At 40.6% G+C, this 18,641-nt stretch carries 18 protein-coding genes; 11 read left to right on the forward strand and 7 right to left on the reverse strand.

The window, feature by feature from the left end:
• The first annotated feature begins 140 nt into the window (after nt 1-140).
• From AACZ87_RS09255 to AACZ87_RS09270, 4 genes are all read left to right on the forward strand, one after another.
• Nucleotides 141-815: an outer membrane beta-barrel protein gene (locus AACZ87_RS09255; RefSeq protein WP_339866625.1), complete on the forward strand. Its 675-nt coding sequence runs from the start codon at nt 141-143 to the stop codon at nt 813-815.
• Between the two features lie 102 nt (nt 816-917).
• Complete coding sequence (locus AACZ87_RS09260) at nt 918-1,412, forward strand: RNA polymerase sigma factor (protein WP_339866626.1); 495 nt, start codon at nt 918-920, stop codon at nt 1,410-1,412.
• Nucleotides 1,402-1,713 carry a hypothetical protein gene (locus AACZ87_RS09265; RefSeq protein ID WP_339866627.1) on the forward strand — a complete coding sequence of 104 codons (312 nt, stop codon included), beginning with the start codon at nt 1,402-1,404 and terminating at the stop codon, nt 1,711-1,713. Before AACZ87_RS09260 ends, AACZ87_RS09265 begins: the two co-directional genes overlap by 11 nt.
• A gap of 8 nt (nt 1,714-1,721) precedes the next feature.
• Entirely contained in the window at nt 1,722-2,516 is a 795-nt protein-coding gene (locus AACZ87_RS09270; protein WP_339866628.1) for a periplasmic heavy metal sensor, read from the forward strand.
• 92 nt (nt 2,517-2,608) lie between these two features.
• On the opposite strand, the gene AACZ87_RS09275 is transcribed toward AACZ87_RS09270, so the two are convergent.
• Nucleotides 2,609-4,291, reverse strand: a complete 1,683-nt coding sequence (locus tag AACZ87_RS09275; RefSeq protein WP_339866630.1) for a DUF885 family protein — start codon at nt 4,289-4,291, stop codon at nt 2,609-2,611.
• Nucleotides 4,292-4,654: 363 nt separating this feature from the next.
• Complete coding sequence (locus AACZ87_RS09280) at nt 4,655-5,653, reverse strand: hypothetical protein (protein ID WP_339866631.1); 999 nt, start codon at nt 5,651-5,653, stop codon at nt 4,655-4,657.
• A gap of 121 nt (nt 5,654-5,774) precedes the next feature.
• Here AACZ87_RS09280 and AACZ87_RS09285 point away from each other — a divergent pair, with 121 nt between their 5' ends.
• On the forward strand, nt 5,775-7,769 hold the full coding sequence (locus tag AACZ87_RS09285) for a sensor histidine kinase (protein ID WP_339866632.1): 1,995 nt from the start codon (nt 5,775-5,777) through the stop codon (nt 7,767-7,769).
• Between the two features lie 90 nt (nt 7,770-7,859).
• Entirely contained in the window at nt 7,860-8,486 is a 627-nt protein-coding gene (locus AACZ87_RS09290; RefSeq protein WP_339866633.1) for a response regulator transcription factor, read from the forward strand.
• 132 nt (nt 8,487-8,618) lie between these two features.
• On the opposite strand, the gene AACZ87_RS09295 is transcribed toward AACZ87_RS09290, so the two are convergent.
• From AACZ87_RS09295 to AACZ87_RS09305, 3 genes are all read right to left on the reverse strand, one after another.
• Nucleotides 8,619-8,828 carry a hypothetical protein gene (locus tag AACZ87_RS09295; protein ID WP_339866634.1) on the reverse strand — a complete coding sequence of 70 codons (210 nt, stop codon included), beginning with the start codon at nt 8,826-8,828 and terminating at the stop codon, nt 8,619-8,621.
• Between the two features lie 13 nt (nt 8,829-8,841).
• Entirely contained in the window at nt 8,842-9,375 is a 534-nt protein-coding gene (locus AACZ87_RS09300; RefSeq protein ID WP_339866635.1) for a hypothetical protein, read from the reverse strand.
• A 202-nt stretch (nt 9,376-9,577) separates the two neighbouring features.
• A complete protein-coding gene (locus AACZ87_RS09305; RefSeq protein ID WP_339866636.1) occupies nt 9,578-10,444 on the reverse strand; it encodes an AraC family transcriptional regulator in 867 nt (288 codons plus the stop codon).
• A gap of 130 nt (nt 10,445-10,574) precedes the next feature.
• On the opposite strand from AACZ87_RS09305, the gene AACZ87_RS09310 reads away from it, so the two are divergent.
• The 5 genes from AACZ87_RS09310 to AACZ87_RS09330 all read left to right on the forward strand — a co-directional run bounded on the left by AACZ87_RS09310 (nt 10,575) and on the right by AACZ87_RS09330 (nt 16,206).
• The gene (locus AACZ87_RS09310; protein ID WP_339866637.1) at nt 10,575-11,465 is read left to right on the forward strand and encodes a dihydrodipicolinate synthase family protein; all 891 of its coding nucleotides are present in this window, start codon (nt 10,575-10,577) and stop codon (nt 11,463-11,465) included.
• A gap of 77 nt (nt 11,466-11,542) precedes the next feature.
• Nucleotides 11,543-12,997: an aldehyde dehydrogenase (NADP(+)) gene (locus tag AACZ87_RS09315; RefSeq protein ID WP_339866638.1), complete on the forward strand. Its 1,455-nt coding sequence runs from the start codon at nt 11,543-11,545 to the stop codon at nt 12,995-12,997.
• A gap of 150 nt (nt 12,998-13,147) precedes the next feature.
• Nucleotides 13,148-14,152 carry a 4-hydroxyproline epimerase gene (locus AACZ87_RS09320; RefSeq protein WP_339866639.1) on the forward strand — a complete coding sequence of 335 codons (1,005 nt, stop codon included), beginning with the start codon at nt 13,148-13,150 and terminating at the stop codon, nt 14,150-14,152.
• A 121-nt stretch (nt 14,153-14,273) separates the two neighbouring features.
• Nucleotides 14,274-15,521 carry an FAD-dependent oxidoreductase gene (locus tag AACZ87_RS09325; protein WP_339866640.1) on the forward strand — a complete coding sequence of 416 codons (1,248 nt, stop codon included), beginning with the start codon at nt 14,274-14,276 and terminating at the stop codon, nt 15,519-15,521.
• Nucleotides 15,522-15,597: 76 nt separating this feature from the next.
• Nucleotides 15,598-16,206 (forward strand): Uma2 family endonuclease, encoded by a 609-nt coding sequence (locus AACZ87_RS09330; protein WP_339866641.1) that lies wholly within the window; start codon nt 15,598-15,600, stop codon nt 16,204-16,206.
• Nucleotides 16,207-16,272: 66 nt separating this feature from the next.
• On the opposite strand, the gene argJ is transcribed toward AACZ87_RS09330, so the two are convergent.
• The gene (argJ, locus tag AACZ87_RS09335) at nt 16,273-17,484 is read right to left on the reverse strand and encodes a bifunctional glutamate N-acetyltransferase/amino-acid acetyltransferase ArgJ (protein ID WP_339866642.1); all 1,212 of its coding nucleotides are present in this window, start codon (nt 17,482-17,484) and stop codon (nt 16,273-16,275) included.
• 112 nt (nt 17,485-17,596) lie between these two features.
• A complete protein-coding gene (gene argC, locus AACZ87_RS09340) occupies nt 17,597-18,640 on the reverse strand; it encodes an N-acetyl-gamma-glutamyl-phosphate reductase (RefSeq protein ID WP_339866644.1) in 1,044 nt (347 codons plus the stop codon).
• Nucleotide 18,641: the final 1 nt, after the last annotated feature.

Below are 18,641 nucleotides of genomic sequence, written 5' to 3' on the forward strand. Positions count from 1 at the left end.
TTGAATAGAAAAGGCTATTTTAAATTATGAAAATCAATATGAGACAGCCTCTTTTGGTTAGATCTATCTCCTCTCAGCCCGTGTATCTGAGAAAACGTTAAATAAAACCTGACAAAATCGATAATTAGTTACTTTTGGACATGAACAGAGTTTTGCTGACGGGCATTTTCATTTTATCATCATTAGCTGCGCTTGCGCAAACAAGTGTCGGAATCCGCGGAGGCTATACTACCTCCACCTATTCCTATCGGCCCACACCCAGCACCCGTGGGATTTCAGTTGATGGAATCGGAGCGCCTACATTTGCCTTGGTTTTTGAACATTTCAATGCAAAAAATGCCGGAATTGAAGTAAATGTGCAATTCCTTCAACTTGGATTTTCCCAAATAGAAGAGGAATCTGATCCCATCAGAACAAATGAAACTCAGTTCAACTACCTGAAAGTCCCAATTCTTTCCAGCTTTTTCATCGGGAGATCAGGAAGATTTCAGATCAAAGCAGGTCCACATCTTGGCTATATGCTTCAAGCAAAAGACATCAAGCGAGAATTTGCTGATGCAAGTCCGCCGGAAATCCCAACATATGGAGGTTTGGATGATAAGCCTCGAAAAATCATGTACGGACTTACTGCTGGAGCAGGGATTTCCAAACTTTTTGGTAAAAGCACTTTGACTGGGGAAGTGCGATTTGCCTATGACTTCACCAATCCAGAAGGACAAGAACGTATTTTCGACATGAACTCCACTAATCTGGAATTTACATTGGCTTACTTGTTTAGAATTAGAGATTCAAAGACCTCAAATGTTGTAAAGTAAGAAAGTTGTAAGCTTATCAACTTTCCAACCTTCCAACTAACATTAAAACTTTTTCAACCTACTTGTCATATATTAGATTCATTCCCCGACTAATGGATGTAAATGAATCGCAACCAGCTTGATCATATCTTAAAAGCCCACCACAGGGATGCATACCTCTGGGCAAGGCAATGTTGCTCTTTTGAGGATGAAATGGCAAAGGACGTGCTTCAGCAGGCCTATTTGAAGATTCTGGAGGGGCAAGCAAAGCTTAAGGATGCATCAAAAGCTAAAACTTGGCTTTTTTCTATCATCAGATATACGGCGATTGACGAGATACGAAAGGCTGGAAAGGTCGTTTCACTTTCAGATTCCTATGATCCTGTAGAGCTTACTGAAGAAGTGGACTCAACTGATTATGAGGAAATAATCAAGCACTTACCAGAGATGCAGCGCGAGGTGATTTTGATGGTGTTTTATCATCAGATGACTATCGCGCAAAGTGCCGAAATCCTTCAAATCGGCTTAGGAACTGCGAGAACTCATTACGATCGCGGGAAAAAGAGACTCAAAGAATTAATTACGAAAGTTCAAATCCAAGAAGAATATGGAAAATAACGAACAATTAGAACGGTTTTTTGATCAGATGAAAAAGCAGGATGAGCAGATTGAAATCCCAGCTTTCCCAGAAGTCAAAATACGCAAATTCAGTTTTTGGATTCCAGCAGGGATAGCTGCGTCTATGGGATTTGCCTTTCTCTTCATGCAAGAACCTGCCACAGTAGAAAGTGCCCCACCTGAAATTGTAATTATTACCCTTCAGGAGGATGAAAATCAAAATCAACATTTCACTATAGAAGAAACCACATTCCTAGACACCTGGGAATCGCCTACTGCTTCTTTATTGACCGACTATTAAAAAAAAACATGAAAAAAATACTAATCGTCTATCTGATTTGTCTTTCTGGACTGGCTTACGGGCAAAAATCCCAAGTATATGTGCAAAATCTGAAATCTTCCGATCAGGATATTTTTCAGAGAAATCTCTACTCAGCTGACAAAGTGATGGAAATGCGAAAAGAACTCGATCTTTCAGAGTCTCAAGCAGCACAAATCAAAAAAATCCACAGTGAAAATGCTGGAAAATTCAGCGCAATGAAATGGGATCTGGATGATGAAACCGCTAAACTTAAAGCTCTTCTGGATGTCTCTAAAATCGATGAAGTCGCAGTTCAAAAACAAATGGACAAGGTCTTAGCTTTGGAGAACTCGCTTAAAAAGCAGCAGCTTAGTACGATGGTCTCCATCAAAAATGAGCTTAGTCCAGAGCAGCAGGGAATATTACAGTCACCGAAAGTACAGACTATCAATGGAGTGAGTGTGACGGGCTACGGAACTAGCTCATTTAAGTCTGCGAGTGACTTAGGGTATCCTCAAAATTTCAAAGTTGGAAAACCGCTTTACGGCACTTCAACTTCTAGCTCCTCTTCTAGCCCAAAAGTAGCCTTGAGAGTAGCTGGAACGAGCAGCAATTCAGCTCCTCCATTATACTACATCGACACAAAAGACGGAATGAAACAACTAAAGGATTTTTCTAATATTGATCCTGAAAACATCCAAAGTATTGAGGTCCTTAAAGACAAATCTGCTGTAGATCTTTTTGGTGAAAAAGGAAAGAATGGGGTAATCATTATTAAGCTTAAAGAAGACCCTAAAAAGTAACATTTTTGGTTTCATATTTGAAAAAAGGAGTCCGAATTCGGACTCCTTTTTTTATGCTTTCTGCTGATAAAACGCTGAGCTATAAACTCATTTTAATCCAAAAACCTCCAGCTCGCTTTATGATCTTTCTTCAGAGGATTTCCAGTGACTTTTGCTCTAAGTATTTCTACAGGCATAGCATTCTGGCTCATTACCAAATCATGGTATTCCTTCTCTGTCATCTTTCCAGAATCTACCATTTCTTCTCTCATAGCATAAAATTCCAGCGCTCCGATCATATAGGCGATTTGGTACAATGGCCCATAGTTTCCTTCAAATGATCTTCTTACTTCGGCTTCTGCATTGGCACGCTCATGACCAACTTTGTCTACTAATAAGTCAATACATTCTTGCGGAGTCATTTTTTCCAGGTGATAATTCAGGGAGAAAATAATCCGAGCACAGCGGTGCATTCTCCAGAAAAGCATTCCCACTTTATCCTTTGCATCTCTAGGAAAATTCTTATCCCACAACACAAATTCCCAATAAAGCGCCCAGCCTTCTGTCCAAAATGGAGTTCCAAACATACGGCGATGAGTCATATTCCGCTGATTCATAAACTGCTGCAAATGATGCCCAGGAATCAGCTCATGCTGTACTGTTGCTCTTGAAAAATGCGGATTATTCCCACGCATGCTCATCATCTTGTCCTCATGACTCATTTCTGATGTGGGATAAGCAATCTGTATGGATTCACCTCCCAAAAAGAATGGACTGATACGCTGCCGCTCTGCTGAGATCATCACTGTTCTCCAAGTTTCTTTTGCCAAAGGCGGCACGGTGATCAAGTCATTCGATTCAACATAATCAGTAGCTTCCTCTGCCAATCGGATCACTTCTGCAGGCCATTCTCCGGCTGGGAAATAAGCTTCTTTCACCATTTCCAGTGCAGCTTTCCAGTCATCTCCAAAGCCAAGTTCATTGGATGCTTTCAGCATTTCCTTTTCGCACCAGGCAAATTGCTTCTCAGCCTCAGCTATCAATTCTTCTGGAGAATAAGCGATCATTTCAAAATCCAATTGCTTTTCCAACGCATCCCTTCCGATCGGTCTTCCTATAATCCCACTTCCATCGTCCTTCACTGAATTGGCATAATGCTCCCGCAGTGCTTTGGCATATGCTTTCATGCTTTCATCCAGCTTTTTCCAGGGCTCAGGCATCCACCAAGTGAACATTGGATCGAAATCGAAATAGTAAGAATATGCTTCTTCAGTCACTCTATTCATCGCTTCTACAGCACTTGCGGCTAGCTCTGCTTTTTGCCAACTGTTATACTTTGGCGTGGAAGCCAAGTTCTTCAATTGAGCATCAACTTGCTTGGCAACTTCATTCCATGATGCAGCGAGTAGTTGTGGTTCAGGTTTTTTGGCTCTTCTTCTTCCTTGATAAAATTCTTCCAAAGGCTTAGAAAATGCCAGTACACCTGAAACTTGGTCAAATGAAGCTTTCTCTATCGCAAGTTCGGCAAGTTCTTTTTCCAGGTAATTTCTGAAAAGCACATAGTCAATTTTTCCATCCTCGGCTAAGGAATTATAGTTCACCTTCCTAAGATCACTTAAGTATCCCTGATTTAATTTCTCGATTCTAGAAAAATATTCATCCGATAAGGAATTAGAATATAACCTCCTCAAAGCACCGTAATCGGCCTGGTAGGTAGTGATCATCTGGATCAGTTCAGTGGCTTGAGCCAAAAATGTTGTGAGGAATAAAATTAAAACTAAAATAGATTTTCTCATACTAAGCTCGAAATGGTTGATGGAATCCCAAAATAGAACAAATTCAATTAGAAAGCATAGTTAGAAAAAGGCTTGTTAAAGACAGCAGAAACAAGTGTTTAAAAGCAAAAACCTCTCTAGTGACTACATGCAAACTGTCATAAAACAATTTGTTATCTTGAAAGTGCAAGAAAGGCTATTTAACCAAGCAGACTTGCTTGCCATATCATTTTTTTCTAATCCTAACCTCACAACTAATGGAATTAATTATTAAAAACCACTACTGTCAGACTAAATAGAATAGTCGGACAGTAGTGTTAAAAATTACTATTCAATCAACCAAATTCAAAGGTTAGTAAACCAACCTTATATGCTTTGTCTATATCAATTGAGATTTGCGATAAATTTATCAACTACTAAACTCAAATACTCATTTAGCGCTTGTTGCGTTTTTGCTTTATAAGCTACAGGATCAGCTTTTACTTGATGAGATACTTGTACTTCTTTATCGTTAGTATATGCAACTCCTGCATACGTCGTATTGTAACTTACATCTGGTGCAACATACTCTTTAAACTTCTTCTCTTCCATTACTCCTGGAATCTCCACGCCGCCCTTTGGAGTGAACGATAAAATAGTATTTGCCCCAGCCCCATTCATTCCACCTTTCCATACTACGCGAACGTTTGCTCTGTTAGTTTCGATTTTGGAGCCAAGAATTCCTTCTGCAGATTTAGCGATCGCTACCTCTGGCATTTGATATTCAACGACACCTTTCATTTTGGTAGCATCTGTGACATAGGAACTATTTCCCTCAATAGTTACAAACTGAAAGCTGACATTTGCTTCAAAAACCGGAATATCTCCCAAATCTTTTGACAAAGCTGGGGTTGTATCTAAAAAAGTACCTTTGGTCTTCCCTTTGCTATCCACTTTTTTAACAAAAAAATCAAATCCTGAAGGAGCGGTCGATACATATCCTAAAAGTTGTGCTTTAGATGGAGTGCCTCCACTCATTTTGATCCAGTCGCTATAAAACTCAGTCTGTGCTCCTTTATCAAAACCAATAATTTCGATTCCAGCATCCTGAAATCTCTTTACAACCATTGCATATGCATTGTTCGTGATTTCTTGCATCACTGCTAAATCAACACCGGCCATCCCAACAGCCATTTCTGCTCTGGTTTTTCCACCGGCACTAGCTTCAGAGCTAGCAGCTATTAATTGATAGTTCACAAAGAACTGATTTAGATAAATCTGTTTGGGAGCATCTTTTAGTTTTTTCTCACCATAGCTGTTGTCACTCGTATTCTTACTTGTGACTATTTGCCCATGGGCTAAGATGCAGATAAAAAAGGCTAAGATTAATAAAGTGTTTTTCATAGTTCAGGAATTTTACATTCTTATTTATACAAATAACTGCAAGACAGACACTTGTTTCAATACCATTGATTAGGTATTTTGGCATACCTAATGGTAGGTATACACGCGTTACTCTAAAGACTTGAGACTAGTTTACACAATTGCTTTTTGCCTACTCAGCAGTGTTTCTTTTGGACAGAATGCGCTTTTAGATAGTCTCCAAAACATACTTCTTCAGCAACCAGATGATTCTACCAAAGCTTCGGTCATGGGTGATCTTTGCTGGCATCTGAAATACTCAGATCCCCCAAAAGCTTTGGAGTACGGTCATGAAGCGATTCAAATCTCCAAAGCAAATGGCTATGAAGCGCTTCAGGCTTATGCCTCAAATAATGTTGGAGTGGTATTCTGGGCGAGTTCAGATTACGATTCGGCAGTTCATTATCTGGATCAAACGCGCGCACTATATCAGTCTCTTGCCAATGAACGAGGAGTCGCAGTGACTTCCGTTAATCTGGGCCTCATCCTTCAAAACAAAGGGGATTATGATGGATCTCTGGAATATCAATTAGAAGCACTTCGAATTGTTAAAAAAATAGAGGACAAAGGCATAGAAGGAAGCGTTCTGACCAATATTGGAAATGTACATTTTCTAAATGAAAAATTCGATAAAGCTAAAAGCTACTATTTTGAAGCACTAAACTTAAAGAAATCATTACCTGATGATGATTTCAGGCAAAACATTCACAAGACTTTATTGAACATTGGAAATGTGTATGGAAGGCTTGAAGCTCAGGATTCAGCGATTTATTACTACCAAGAAGCTCTTCCTTTTGCAATCAAATCCAATGATTCCAAAAGTCAAGCCTTGATCTACACAGACCTTGGACACGCTTATTCTAAAAAGGAGGCATACAACCAAGCAACAGAATTCTTCTCAAAAGCATTGGCAGTTTATACTGAAGGCAAGTACGAAAATGACTATGACCAGTCAATCCTGCTTTGGTCTTCGGCTGAAAATGAACTTCGCCGAAACAATATATCCGCTGCTGTCAAGCTAGCTGAGCAAAGTCTTGCCCTCTCCAAAAAAATTGAAAATCTGAATCGACTTCGTGATAGTTATGAACTTTTGGCGAAAGTGTATGAAGCCGATAATCAGTTTGGCCCAGCCTTGCAGGCACATAAATTTCATAGAATTTACAAAGACAGTCTACTCAACATTGAGACCAACGAGAAGATCGCGGAGCTAGAAACCAAATACGATACAGAGAAAAAAGACCAGCAAATTGTGCTATTGGATCAAGAGAACAGTATCCAAAAAGCAAAAAATGATAGGAATACCTTACTGATTTTGGGGCTAATGTTAATCTTATTCCTATTGCTTTTGGTGTTTATTCTTTGGAGAAGACAGTCTAGCATCAGCCAGCAAAAAGTATTAAGTGAGCAAAAAACTAGACTCAGAGAAGCTCAGATACAAGCTGTGATTTCCAGCGAGGAGAAGGAACGGAAACGTTTTGCATCGGATCTTCATGACAGCATGGGGCAGTTGGTAAGTGCCTTGAGTATGAATATTCAAGGCTTGAAAAACGCCAGCAATGATCCTCTGGTACGTAATGAAATCGTGGATAATTCTACAGTTTTGCTCCACGATATTCAGCGGGAAATCAGAAATATCGCTTTTAACTTAATGCCTCAAGTCCTCACGAAGGAAGGTCTAATCCCAGCTTTGGAAGAACTCTGTGTGAGGATCTCCAAATCAAATCAGGTATCAGCTAGCATTCAGACCTTTGGAATGAATGCTCGACTAATTGAAGTGTTTGAAGTCTCTCTTTATCGCATTTTACAAGAATGGATTTCCAATGTCCTGAAATATTCCGATGCTACAGAAATTTTGATTCAGTTCACTTCTCATCACAATGAAATAATTATTACAGTAGAGGACGACGGATCTGGTTTTGACTTAAGCACCTTCGAAAACAGCAAAGGAAATGGCTGGAGAAATATTACTACCCGGCTTAATTTGATTAAAGGAAAGCTGGACATAGATACCCAAGCTGGTCGAAAGAACACCACTATCACCATCAGTATAGATGCAGCTATGGCGGTAAGAACAGGTCAGGTAGTGAGGAATACCTAATCATAGGTATTGAAAGAGACTTTATTCGCAGCGTAATTTGTAATAAAAAAAATGTTGCGTTTATTTAAAAGTAAGGTTGACAAAATAGCAATGCCTAAGATCCAGATACTTTTAATAGATGACCATAAGATAGTATTAGAGGGCACGGCCAGCCTCTTGAGCAGCCTTGACCCATATACCGTGGCAGCAACTGCCAGTAGTGGAAAGGATGCAATCGAATTGCTCAAGACCAGAGATTTTGATATTCTGGTGACTGACTATGAACTTCCTGATTTTTCCGGTCTTGATATCATCCGCGTAGCAAGATCAATCAATCCTGAGATCAAAGTAATCGTGCTCAGCATGCATGATGACCGCTCGGTAGTTAAAGAATTGCTTAAGGAGAACATTGACAGCTTTGTGTTAAAGAACGACGCCCATTCGTCACTAGTACAAGCATTGGAAAAGGTAAGTTGTGGTAAAAAATATTTCTCAGACGAAATCTCCGAAATCTTGGTAAGAACAATTAACACCCCTCAGGAAAAAAGTGACCTCTCCCCGCGAGAAACGGAAATAATTAAATTGGTGGTGCGGGACTTTTCTACCAAACAGATCGCGGAGGTGTTATTTATCAGTGAAAAGACTGTTGAAACCCATCGGAAAAATATTCTCAGAAAAACTGACTGTTCTAGCTTAGTTAGTTTGGTCAATTACGCTTACGCGCATAACCTTGTATAAAAGATGAGACCAAGGCCCAACACAAGTGAGCCTTTTTCCCCAGGTAATTTACACGTTGAAGCAAGACTGACTAATCCTGAATAGGTGTTACACAAAAAAAGGTCGTCCCTGATAGAAACGACCTCTTTGTTTTTACTTTCTTTTTCTCAGAAGAGCGACCAGTATCAAAACAAATACAGCGCCGCCGATTACCCAAGCCCAAGGCTGTTGGTACCATTCCTTTTTACCGATATTCACGTCGATATCTAATCCTCCATCTTGCGCGAATGCTACTACAGAAAATAGCATTGTCATCATAAATAAAAGTGCGTTCTGCGAGTACTTTTTCAATTGGTCTTTCATGGTTTTTTAGTTTTTATTTGAATCTAATATTGTATGTGGCAGCCACACCTATACTCTGAATATCAGCTGCTGGATCAGATGTAAATACCTGATTATAAAAAGCAAAGATATTCCAATCGTAGTTATGGTAACCTACCTGCGGACGAATATAAAATCCCCCATCTGTAGCAATATCCCCTGTCAAAAAGGTATATCCCACATCAGTTCCTGCAAAGAATCCAGAAGGCTGAGGATAATATCTTAGCATAAGTCCAAGTGGGATAGCTCCGAAATCCTGTGCTCCCACCACATCTGATTTTTTAAAATAATTGGTATAACCTGAGACTACCCCAAGACCGAAATTATCGGTTCTCATAAATTGTCCTGCAACGTCAAGTCCAAAGGCAAAAGATGAATAGTCACCAATATCGCCTACGGGAACACCCATATTAAGCCCTAGTTTCAGCCATGAATTATCTTCATTGATATCTTCAATATCTCGGGTGGCTTGTGCATACGTGGCAACTATTGCCATTGTCAAAACGAATGATAAGAGTAATTTTTTCATAGTTGGTTTGTTTTTCCTCTGTATAGCCAAACCCAATGCCATGAAACCGGAAGTCCTCCTGATGAATCGCCTAAATCCTCATTCAAAGCTATTTAACAGGTTTTAACTTGAATTTACACCTAGTAGAATCTGGGAAATACCAAATCTCTTGCGCCCACATTTGGGTAAATACTTGCTCAGCTCAAACCTTCTTAGCTCATCGTTATTCCAACTTCCGCCAGTCTTTTGGTGTCATTTCCGTCAGACTTTTAAAAGTCTTGTTGAAATGAGATAAGGTCTGAAAACCTACCTGGAAAGAAATCTGAGAAATACTCATATCTGTTTCTATCAATAACTTTTTGGCTTCTGTGATTCTAAGCTGCTGTACATACTGAGTAAATGTCCTTCTCGTTCGGACCTTAAAAAATCTGCAAAAAGCTTCTTTACTCATGAAAGCATGTTCAGCTACTTCCTCCAAGCTAATTTGTCTCGAACTATTGTCTAAAATGAATCTCATTACTTGATCCATTCTCCTTCCATCTCGTTCGGTCATTTTCCGTAGAACAGGTATCTTATTTAATGCTACCAATTCTTCAGAATTAAAATCCAGTAGAGATAAAATATGGAGGCAATTGCTCAGCCTCGTAAGTCCTGAAAATTCACCAAACCTGGTAAGTAACTTCTCGAGTTCCTCTCGCTGATCCCCCACTATCTTAAAACAACCCGTGATTTTTTCGTTAAGGTGAACAAGCTCAATAAAATCCTCCACCTCTATAAAAGCCTTACTCATGGCTTTGAAATCAAAAAAAATAGTGTTGCCTGCTATGTTAAGTTCACTCTGCTCATGGAAATAATCCGGATCGCTGCGGAAAACATGAGGGATGCTTTCCGCTAATAGAAAAATATCTCCTGGTCCAAATCTTCCCACATAATCACCAACCAGAAGTTGTCCTCGACCTTCTATAATAAGTGTCAATTGAGCTTGAGGATGCTGATGAAGATTATCGTAAAAGTGCTTCCCACGGTCTTCTTGGTATTGAATAAACGAGTTTTCAGACTTTGGAATCTGAAAGGATATTACCTTACTCATATGTCATAATAGGCTTGAATTAGTAAATAAAATAAATAAAGCCCGTTTATTGATCAAAATAGAATCATTATTTACTAAATGATAACTTTCATTCACCTGATACATAATCTAATTTTGAAAGAAAAAAGCTATGAACTGGAAAGGAGTATTCCCCGCGGTAACGACTAAATTCCATGCTGACGGAAGTCTGGATATGGATCTATTTTTCAAAAACATTGATTTCCAACTGGAATCCGGCGTTCACGGAATCATTCTAGGAGGTACTCTCGGTGAAAGCTCCGTACTTACCCAAGAGGAAAAGATCACGTTAACCCGTGAAACTGTCAACTACCTTGATGGTAAAGTCCCAGTGATTTTGAATATCGCTGAAGGGGCAACGCAAGAAGCGCTTTTCTGGGCTGCAAAAGCTAAGGAACTTGGGGCTGCGGGCCTGATGATCTTACCTCCAATGAGATATGCTGCTGACGCAAGAGAAGTAGTGGCTTATTTCAAAACTGTAGCAGGCAGCACTGATCTCCCAATCATGATTTATAATAATCCTGTAGATTATAAAACTCTGGTAACCATAGATATGTTTGCTGAACTCGCAGAATGTTCAAATATTCAGGCGATCAAAGAATCAACCCGTGACATTTCAAATGTGACTCGAATGAGAAATAAATTTGGTGACCGTTTCAAATTGCTTTGCGGCGTGGACACGCTTGCCATGGAAGAATTGGTCATGGGAGCAGATGGCTGGGTTGCCGGTTTGGTTTGTGCCTTCCCGAAGGAAACAGTTACTATTTTTAATTTAGTAAATGAAGGCAAAAATGAGGAAGCAAGAGAGATCTATCGTTGGTTCCTGCCTCTATTGGAACTTGATATTCATCCTAAGCTCGTACAATATATCAAGCTTGCTGAGCAACATTGCGGTATTGGAAGTGAGCATGTCAGAGCTCCAAGGTTGACTTTGATAGGGGAAGAGCGGACACGTGTTGAGAAAATCATTACAGATGGAATTGCAAAAAGACCTAAGCTATAAGCTTTAAGGCAAATGGCATTTGACTTGCACGTTTTTCACTATCTTCAAATTATTAACCTTTTAAACCTACAATTCCTATGATTGACGAAATTTTCAACGCAGCACACGAGGCCTTCTTACACTACAAAAATCTCCCGGCTAGTTTAAAAGCTGACTTTCTGGATAAAATAGCTGAGATTTTAGAAGCAAACCGTTCTAATATAGTACCTGTAGCAGTGAAAGAGTCTAACCTTCCAGAAGGTAGAATAAATGGTGAACTTGGAAGAACCACTGGTCAAATCAAACTGTTCGCCAACATGGTGCGGGAAGGAAGTTGGCTGGAAGCGACTATTGACCCTGGAGACTCACATCGGGAACCACTACCGAAGGCAGATATCAGAAAAATGCTAATTCCTATCGGCCCAGTAGTCGTATTTGGAGCTAGTAATTTTCCCTTAGCTTTTTCTACGGCTGGTGGAGATACTATTTCGGCATTGGCAGCGGGCTGTCCTGTGATTTATAAAGGTCATCCTGCCCATCCAGAAACTTCAAGGTTTGTAGCCGAATGCATTCATAAAGCTGTTATCAGCTCAGGTTTGCCTGAAGGGGTTTTCATTCATGTAGAAGGAGGGATTGAAATAGGACAGGCTTTGGTACAGCACCCGCTGGCAAAAGCAGTTGCTTTTACCGGTTCACATGCTGGTGGAAAAGCACTCTTCGATTTGGCAAGCAAGCGTGAAGAACCTATTCCTGTATATGCAGAAATGGGGTCAGTTAACCCTGTATTCACCTTCCCAGAGAAATTAAGTAACGAATTAGTACCTCTTGCTCAATCCTACGTAAGTTCCCTTACCATGGGCTCAGGCCAATTCTGCACAAATCCAGGATTGATATTCGTGCCAAGCTCTCATGCTACTGCATTTGAAGCGGCTATAGCAAACGCAATCAAAGATATTGCAGGCTCACCTATGCTTCATCCTGGAATCGCCAGTGCATATTATGACTCTATCGCATATTACCAAACTCGAGAAGAGCTACGATGGATAAAAGTCGCAGACCCTAAACACTTGATTAACGGAAGTCCGGCATTGGGGCTGATCAATGCATCAGACTGGGTTGCGGATGATGCTTTCCAAAAAGAAGTTTTCGGAGCTTTTGCGCTGATGGTCGTCTATGATTCTCCAAATGAATTGATAGAAGTAGCTAAGAAACTTCACGGTCAATTGACTATTACTATGTGGGGAGACATTCCTGAATTAAAGCAGAATACTGCCTTGATTAATCTATTAGAAGAAAAATGCGGTAGATTATTATTCGCCGGAGTACCTACAGGTGTAGAAGTGGGTTATGCCATGCAACATGGTGGTCCTTATCCTTCAACTACTGATCCTAGATCTACTTCCGTAGGAGCCGGTGCTATCAAGCGATTTGCGCGACCAATTGCCTTCCAGGACATGCATCATGATTTACTGCCTGACGCTTTGAAGAATGAAAACCCTATGAAAATTGTAAGACAAGTGAATGGGAAGTTTACGGTAGAGAAGATTAAATAATTGGGGATTTAAGAGTTGAGATTTACAGCTGTATACTTGCCCCATATCTCATCGAATAAATGTGGGTCTAAACCCAAATTCACCCTTATCATTTCGCAACTCGATAGCCCAATTTTCCAATCTTCAAATATTTCAATTTTGAATTACTAAATGTCAACACGACACACTTTCTCCTGCATCGATGCCCATACTTGTGGCAATCCGGTGCGGGTAGTTTCGGGCGGAGTTCCCTTTTTGAAAGGAGACAATATGCTGGAAAAGCGCCAGTATTTTCTGGATAATCTGGATTGGATCAGGACGGGATTGATGTTCGAACCTCGAGGTCACGATATGATGTCTGGGTCGATGCTTTTCCCTCCACACAATCCTGAGAATGACGTAGCAGTGCTATTCATAGAAACTAGCGGTTGCCTACCCATGTGTGGACATGGTACGATCGGCACGGTGACGATTGCTATTGAGGAAGGATTGATTTACCCTAAAACTCCAGGGAAGCTTAGACTGGAGACTCCCGCCGGATTAGTTCTCGTGGAGTACAAGCAAGACGGAAGAAAAGTCAAGTCCGTCAAGCTGACGAATGTCAAAAGCTTCCTTGCAAATGAGGGTTTGGAAATAGAATCTGACGAATTGGGAAAATTGACAGTGGATGTTTCTTATGGTGGCAACTTTTATTGCATCGTGGATCCTCAGGAGAATTTTCCTGGATTGGAGCATTTCAAAGCTGAACAATTGATCTCAATGGCTCGCTCGCTTCGAAAAAAGATGAATGAGAAATATGAGTTCGTGCATCCTGAGCATCCCGCGATCAAAGGACTTTCCCATGTGCTTTGGACTGGAAAAACGCTCGATCCTACGAGTACAGCTCGCAATGCGGTATTCTATGGAGACAAAGCTATTGACCGATCTCCTTGTGGAACTGGAACCTCCGCAAGACTAGCTCAATGGTATGCTAAAGGACTCTTGAAACCGGGAAAAGATTTCATTCACGAGAGCTTCATTGGTTCCAAATTCATCGGAAGAATCGAAGAAGAAACAGAAATAGCTGGTAAACCAGCCATTATCCCAAGCATAGAAGGCTGGGCAAAAGTTTACGGATATAACACCATCATTCTTGATGACGATGATCCCTATGTACATGGATTCCAAGTGATTTAGCCCTTTGAGGTGTCATTATGAGCGACAAAGGAGCGAATAATCTCCTCGAAGGTCTTTTCTGAAAAGTACTTATTAACTAAACCTTCGAGGTTTTATAAACCTCAAAGGTTGTGCTCTAAATATGAAACCAACCATCATCATCGGCGGAGGAGTAATCGGCCTTTTTACAGCCTATTTTCTTCAAAAAGAAGGAATTGAAGTTCAAGTAATTGATCAAGGCGACATGCAGGTGAATTGCTCCACTGGCAATGCTGGCATGATCGTACCCAGCCATATAATTCCTTTGGCCGCTCCAGGCATGATTAGCAAGGGTATTTCTTGGATGTTTTCTTCAAAAAGCCCATTCTACATCCACCCTCGACTCGATGCTAAACTGCTGAAATGGTGCTACCAGTTTTATAAAGCTTCTAGTCCTGCGCACGTAGAGCGATCTGTTCCTGTTCTAAAAAACCTAAGCTTACTCAGTAAAGCGTTATACCAGGAATTTCGGGATGAGCATCCAGGCTCTCAGATTGCTTTGCAAGAGAAAGGGTTGATGATGATCTATCAGACTGAGGCAATTGAGAAAGAGGAAATCGAATTTGCACACCTGGCAAATGCAAATGGCTTGCAGGCTGATATTCTTACACCTGAAGATATCCGAAGCTTTGAGCCAAACCTAGAAGTAAAAGCACGTGGTGCTGTTCGATTTCCTGGCGATGCACATTTAGACCCAGGGAAATTGTATGGGTTCCTGAAAAGTTACTTACTGGAAAAAGGAGTCAATTTTCTCCCAAATACACAAGTGACTGGTTTTGAAAAAAGTGGAAACTCAGTGAGTGCTGTGCTTACAGATCAAGGAAAAATTGAAGCTGAGAAAGTTATCCTTTGTGGAGGATCTTGGTCGGGAGAATTGGCAGATTTATTAGGTTTCAACCTTCCTATGATGGGAGGAAAGGGTTATTCTTTTCTACAAGAAAACAAGCCTGAGATCATGCAATCATCAATTCTCACTGAGATGAAAGTAGCTGTAAGCCCGTATGGCGAGCAAATTCGTTTTGGCGGAACGATGGAAATCGCCGGTACTAACCAAAAAATAAATCTGAATCGTGTGAAGGGAATCTTCGAATCCATCAATCGCTATTACCCTGGGTTTGAAGCCAAATTTCCTGAAGAAAACAAAATTTGGAAAGGTTTAAGACCCTGCTCGCCTGATGGACTTCCCTATATAGGTTTTGCTCCTGGCTACTCCAATGTCATGGTGAACTCAGGGCACTCGATGATGGGTGTAAGTTTAGCTCCAGCTTCCGGAAAAATCATCAGTGAATTGCACCAGCAAAAAGACACCACTTTGGAATTGAAAGGGTTTGAAGTGGGGAGGTACATGTGAGCCCTTTGAGTTTTAAGAATCTCGATGGACTTTTATAGTTACTGTTTTTTTCAAGCCATTTCATTAAATTGCTCCTATGGATTCTGAGGAGAAAGATCTTGTAAAAGAGCCGTTTACAGAATACGGCATATATTCCTATGCAGACTATCTGACTTGGGAAATTGATGAAATGGTCGAACTCATCAAGGGTAAAGTGTTTCGTTCTGCTGCAGCTGCGCCAAGAATGAAGCATCAGAAAATTGTGCTTCGATTAGGCTCAGAGCTTTTAAACTTCCTGGAGAAGAAATCATGCGAAGTATTTATCGCTCCTTTTGATGTGCGCCTACCCGTTAAGTCCAGAAAGAATGAAGACATATTCACAGTAGTCCAGCCAGATGTCTGTGTGGTTTGTGACCGTTCCAAATTGGATGAAGCAGGATGTGTCGGGGCGCCGGATCTGATAGTAGAAGTGCTTTCCCCAGGAAATAATAAGAAGGAGTTAAGAAACAAATATGAAGTGTATGAAGAGTCCGGTGTCAAGGAATACTGGATTATTCATCCATCTGAAGAGACCATGATAATTTATAGTTTAATAGATGGAAAATATCAGCCTTCGCGACTCTTTTCTCATGGTGATATAATAAGCTCAGCCTGTATCCCCGGTTTTGAGCTAGACCTAGAAGCGTTTTTTGAGAAAATTGATTAGAAGAACATAAAAAAATCCTGCTTCAGGAGAAGCAGGATAACTTTTAACACTGAGGAAAAATACTTATCAAGTCGTATAAACTGAATTGAACATCACGTAATCCGTGGTTAAATCAGAGCCCCAACCTATCCCTTCTTCGTCACCAGTATTGAGTTCTAGTTTAACTCGTATGTGGGATTCACGAAGTAGCTTTTTCATGTAAGACTTCTCAAAATTTACAGGATTCCCTTTATCCAAGACCTGAACCAGATGGTTTTGATCACCAATGAAAAGATTCACCTTCTTATAGTTAAATGAAACACCTGCATTACCAGCTGCAGCTATAATTCTACCCCAATTAGGGTCTCGTCCAAACATGGCAGTTTTCACCAAAGTGGAGTCGGAAATAGCTCGAATTATAGTTCTGGCAATCGCCTCAGTTCTAGCATTAGTCACTCTATATTCGATAAACTTGGAAGCTCCTTCACCATCGGACACGATGAGCTTTGCTAGGTGAGTTAAGATTTCCAATAATTTCTCTTGGAAGACGGCAAATCCCGGATCTTCCTTGCTGTTTACTTTTCTATTGCCAGCCAATCCATTTGCCATCACAGCGACCATATCATTTGTAGAAGTATCTCCATCTACAGTGATCATATTAAAAGAACGATCTACGCAATAAGAAACAGCTTCTTGGAGAAGTTTCTCGTCTATATTGAAGTCAGTTACCACGAAAGCCAGCATGGTTGCCATATTTGGATGAATCATTCCTGACCCCTTGGCGACACCACCCATATTGATCTTTACTCCTTCATATTCAAACTCAATAAATCCTTCCTTTGCGAAAGTATCTGTCGTCAAAATGGCATTAGCCACAAAGGACCCAGCCTTAATTTCTCCACTTAGTTTTGGAATATTGACTTTCAGACCTTCCACTACATCTTCGGTAGGAAATTCGACTCCGATGATACCGGTAGAAGCTACGATCACATCATCTTCAGGAATCCCCAAAGCCTCAGCAGTCGTGCGAACCATCGCCTCTGCGCCTTCACGTCCTTGGTCTCCTGTACAGGCATTGGCATTACCTGCATTACAGATGATTACCTGAGCTCGGTTGTTTTCAAGGTTTTTCTCTGTGATTTTGATAGGCTCTGCACGCACTTTATTCTGAGTCAAAGTACCAGCAGCTGCCGCCGGAACTTCCGAATAAATAATCGCCAAATCCCTTTTCATGGATTTTACTCCAGTATGAGCACCCCAGCATTTAATGCCGCGTACATTAGTAATATTTTTAATCATCTTTTTTAAATTAAGATTATTTACATCCTTTTTATTGCCGGTAAACTAACTAATCATAGGAACACCTAAACTCTAGCATTAAGGCGACTTCGGTCACCAGTCTTCTGTATCCTTATGGTTTTAATGGCACTTGGTTCAAACCTTCTGCCTCTGACAAACCAAACATTAAATTCATATTGTGAACCGCCTGACTAGCGGCGCCTTTTAGCAAGTTATCAATTACCGAGATCACAATCACACGCTCAGTCCTAGCATCCCAAACTGGAAACACATCGCAAAAATGACTTCCGCGCACATCTTTGATTCCTGGAGCTTGGTTTCTCAATCTGACAAATGGCTTGTCTTTGTAAAAATCACGGTAGATCTCAGTCAATTTCGCCTGATTCATTTCGCCTTTGATTTTGGCGTAAGCCGTCACCAAAATACCTCTATCCACAGGTAATAAATGCGGAGTAAACTGAACAGACGTTTGGCTTCCTGCCAATCCTCCTAGTTGCTCCTCAATTTCAATAGTATGTCTATGACCTGCAATTCCGTAGGCTTTGAAATTCTCATTTACATTGGAAAAATGCGTAGTTGCACTGGCTTTAATCCCGGCTCCCGTTAGACCCGACTTAGCGTCGATGATCAAAGACTTCTCTTCTACCAGCTGCTTTGCAAAAAGCGGAGCCATGCTTAAAATAGATGCTGTTGGATAGCAACCTGGGTTAGCAACGAGATTTGCAGACTTGATTTTATCAGCAAAAAGCTCTGGCAAACCATATACTGCTGTAGCAAATCCTTCTGGATAGCTATGCTTTTTATTGTACCATTCTTCATAAACTTCCTTGCTAGAAAGTCTAAAATCTCCCGAAAGGTCAATAATCTTCGCTCCTGAATCTTTCCATTTTGCCACAAAATCCATGGAAACCCCATGAGGCAAAGCCAGGTAAATCACATCCAAATTTTTATTACTCACTTCCTCTGCACTTACCAAAGGAATATCTAATCTATCCACAAATTGCGGGTGCAAATCAGAAAATGGCTTGCCAATATGTGACTCAGAAGTGATCATTTCTATAGTTACTCCTTCGTGATTCAGAAGTAATCTCGCCAACTCAGAACCTGTAAATCCAGATGCTCCAACTATGGCTACTTTTAATTTTTGCGTGCTCATA

The sequence above is a fragment of the uncultured Algoriphagus sp. genome (genome assembly GCF_963974365.1).
In the GTDB taxonomy this organism is placed as follows: Bacteria; Bacteroidota; Bacteroidia; order Cytophagales; family Cyclobacteriaceae; genus Algoriphagus.

Excerpts from the sequence above, each read along its gene's own strand:
- AACZ87_RS09255 (WP_339866625.1), top strand. The coding sequence starts at position 141 with ATGAACAGAGTTTTGCTGACGGGCATTTTCATTTTATCATCATTAGCT.
- AACZ87_RS09260 (WP_339866626.1), top strand. The coding sequence starts at position 918 with ATGAATCGCAACCAGCTTGATCATATCTTAAAAGCCCACCACAGGGAT.
- AACZ87_RS09265 (WP_339866627.1), top strand. The coding sequence starts at position 1,402 with ATGGAAAATAACGAACAATTAGAACGGTTTTTTGATCAGATGAAAAAG.
- AACZ87_RS09270 (WP_339866628.1), top strand. The coding sequence starts at position 1,722 with ATGAAAAAAATACTAATCGTCTATCTGATTTGTCTTTCTGGACTGGCT.
- AACZ87_RS09275 (WP_339866630.1), bottom strand. The coding sequence starts at position 4,291 with ATGAGAAAATCTATTTTAGTTTTAATTTTATTCCTCACAACATTTTTG.
- AACZ87_RS09280 (WP_339866631.1), bottom strand. The coding sequence starts at position 5,653 with ATGAAAAACACTTTATTAATCTTAGCCTTTTTTATCTGCATCTTAGCC.
- AACZ87_RS09290 (WP_339866633.1), top strand. The coding sequence starts at position 7,860 with ATGCCTAAGATCCAGATACTTTTAATAGATGACCATAAGATAGTATTA.
- AACZ87_RS09295 (WP_339866634.1), bottom strand. The coding sequence starts at position 8,828 with ATGAAAGACCAATTGAAAAAGTACTCGCAGAACGCACTTTTATTTATG.
- AACZ87_RS09300 (WP_339866635.1), bottom strand. The coding sequence starts at position 9,375 with ATGAAAAAATTACTCTTATCATTCGTTTTGACAATGGCAATAGTTGCC.
- AACZ87_RS09305 (WP_339866636.1), bottom strand. The coding sequence starts at position 10,444 with ATGAGTAAGGTAATATCCTTTCAGATTCCAAAGTCTGAAAACTCGTTT.
- AACZ87_RS09310 (WP_339866637.1), top strand. The coding sequence starts at position 10,575 with ATGAACTGGAAAGGAGTATTCCCCGCGGTAACGACTAAATTCCATGCT.
- AACZ87_RS09315 (WP_339866638.1), top strand. The coding sequence starts at position 11,543 with ATGATTGACGAAATTTTCAACGCAGCACACGAGGCCTTCTTACACTAC.
- AACZ87_RS09320 (WP_339866639.1), top strand. The coding sequence starts at position 13,148 with ATGTCAACACGACACACTTTCTCCTGCATCGATGCCCATACTTGTGGC.
- AACZ87_RS09325 (WP_339866640.1), top strand. The coding sequence starts at position 14,274 with ATGAAACCAACCATCATCATCGGCGGAGGAGTAATCGGCCTTTTTACA.
- AACZ87_RS09330 (WP_339866641.1), top strand. The coding sequence starts at position 15,598 with ATGGATTCTGAGGAGAAAGATCTTGTAAAAGAGCCGTTTACAGAATAC.
- argJ (WP_339866642.1), bottom strand. The coding sequence starts at position 17,484 with ATGATTAAAAATATTACTAATGTACGCGGCATTAAATGCTGGGGTGCT.
- argC (WP_339866644.1), bottom strand. The coding sequence starts at position 18,640 with ATGAGCACGCAAAAATTAAAAGTAGCCATAGTTGGAGCATCTGGATTT.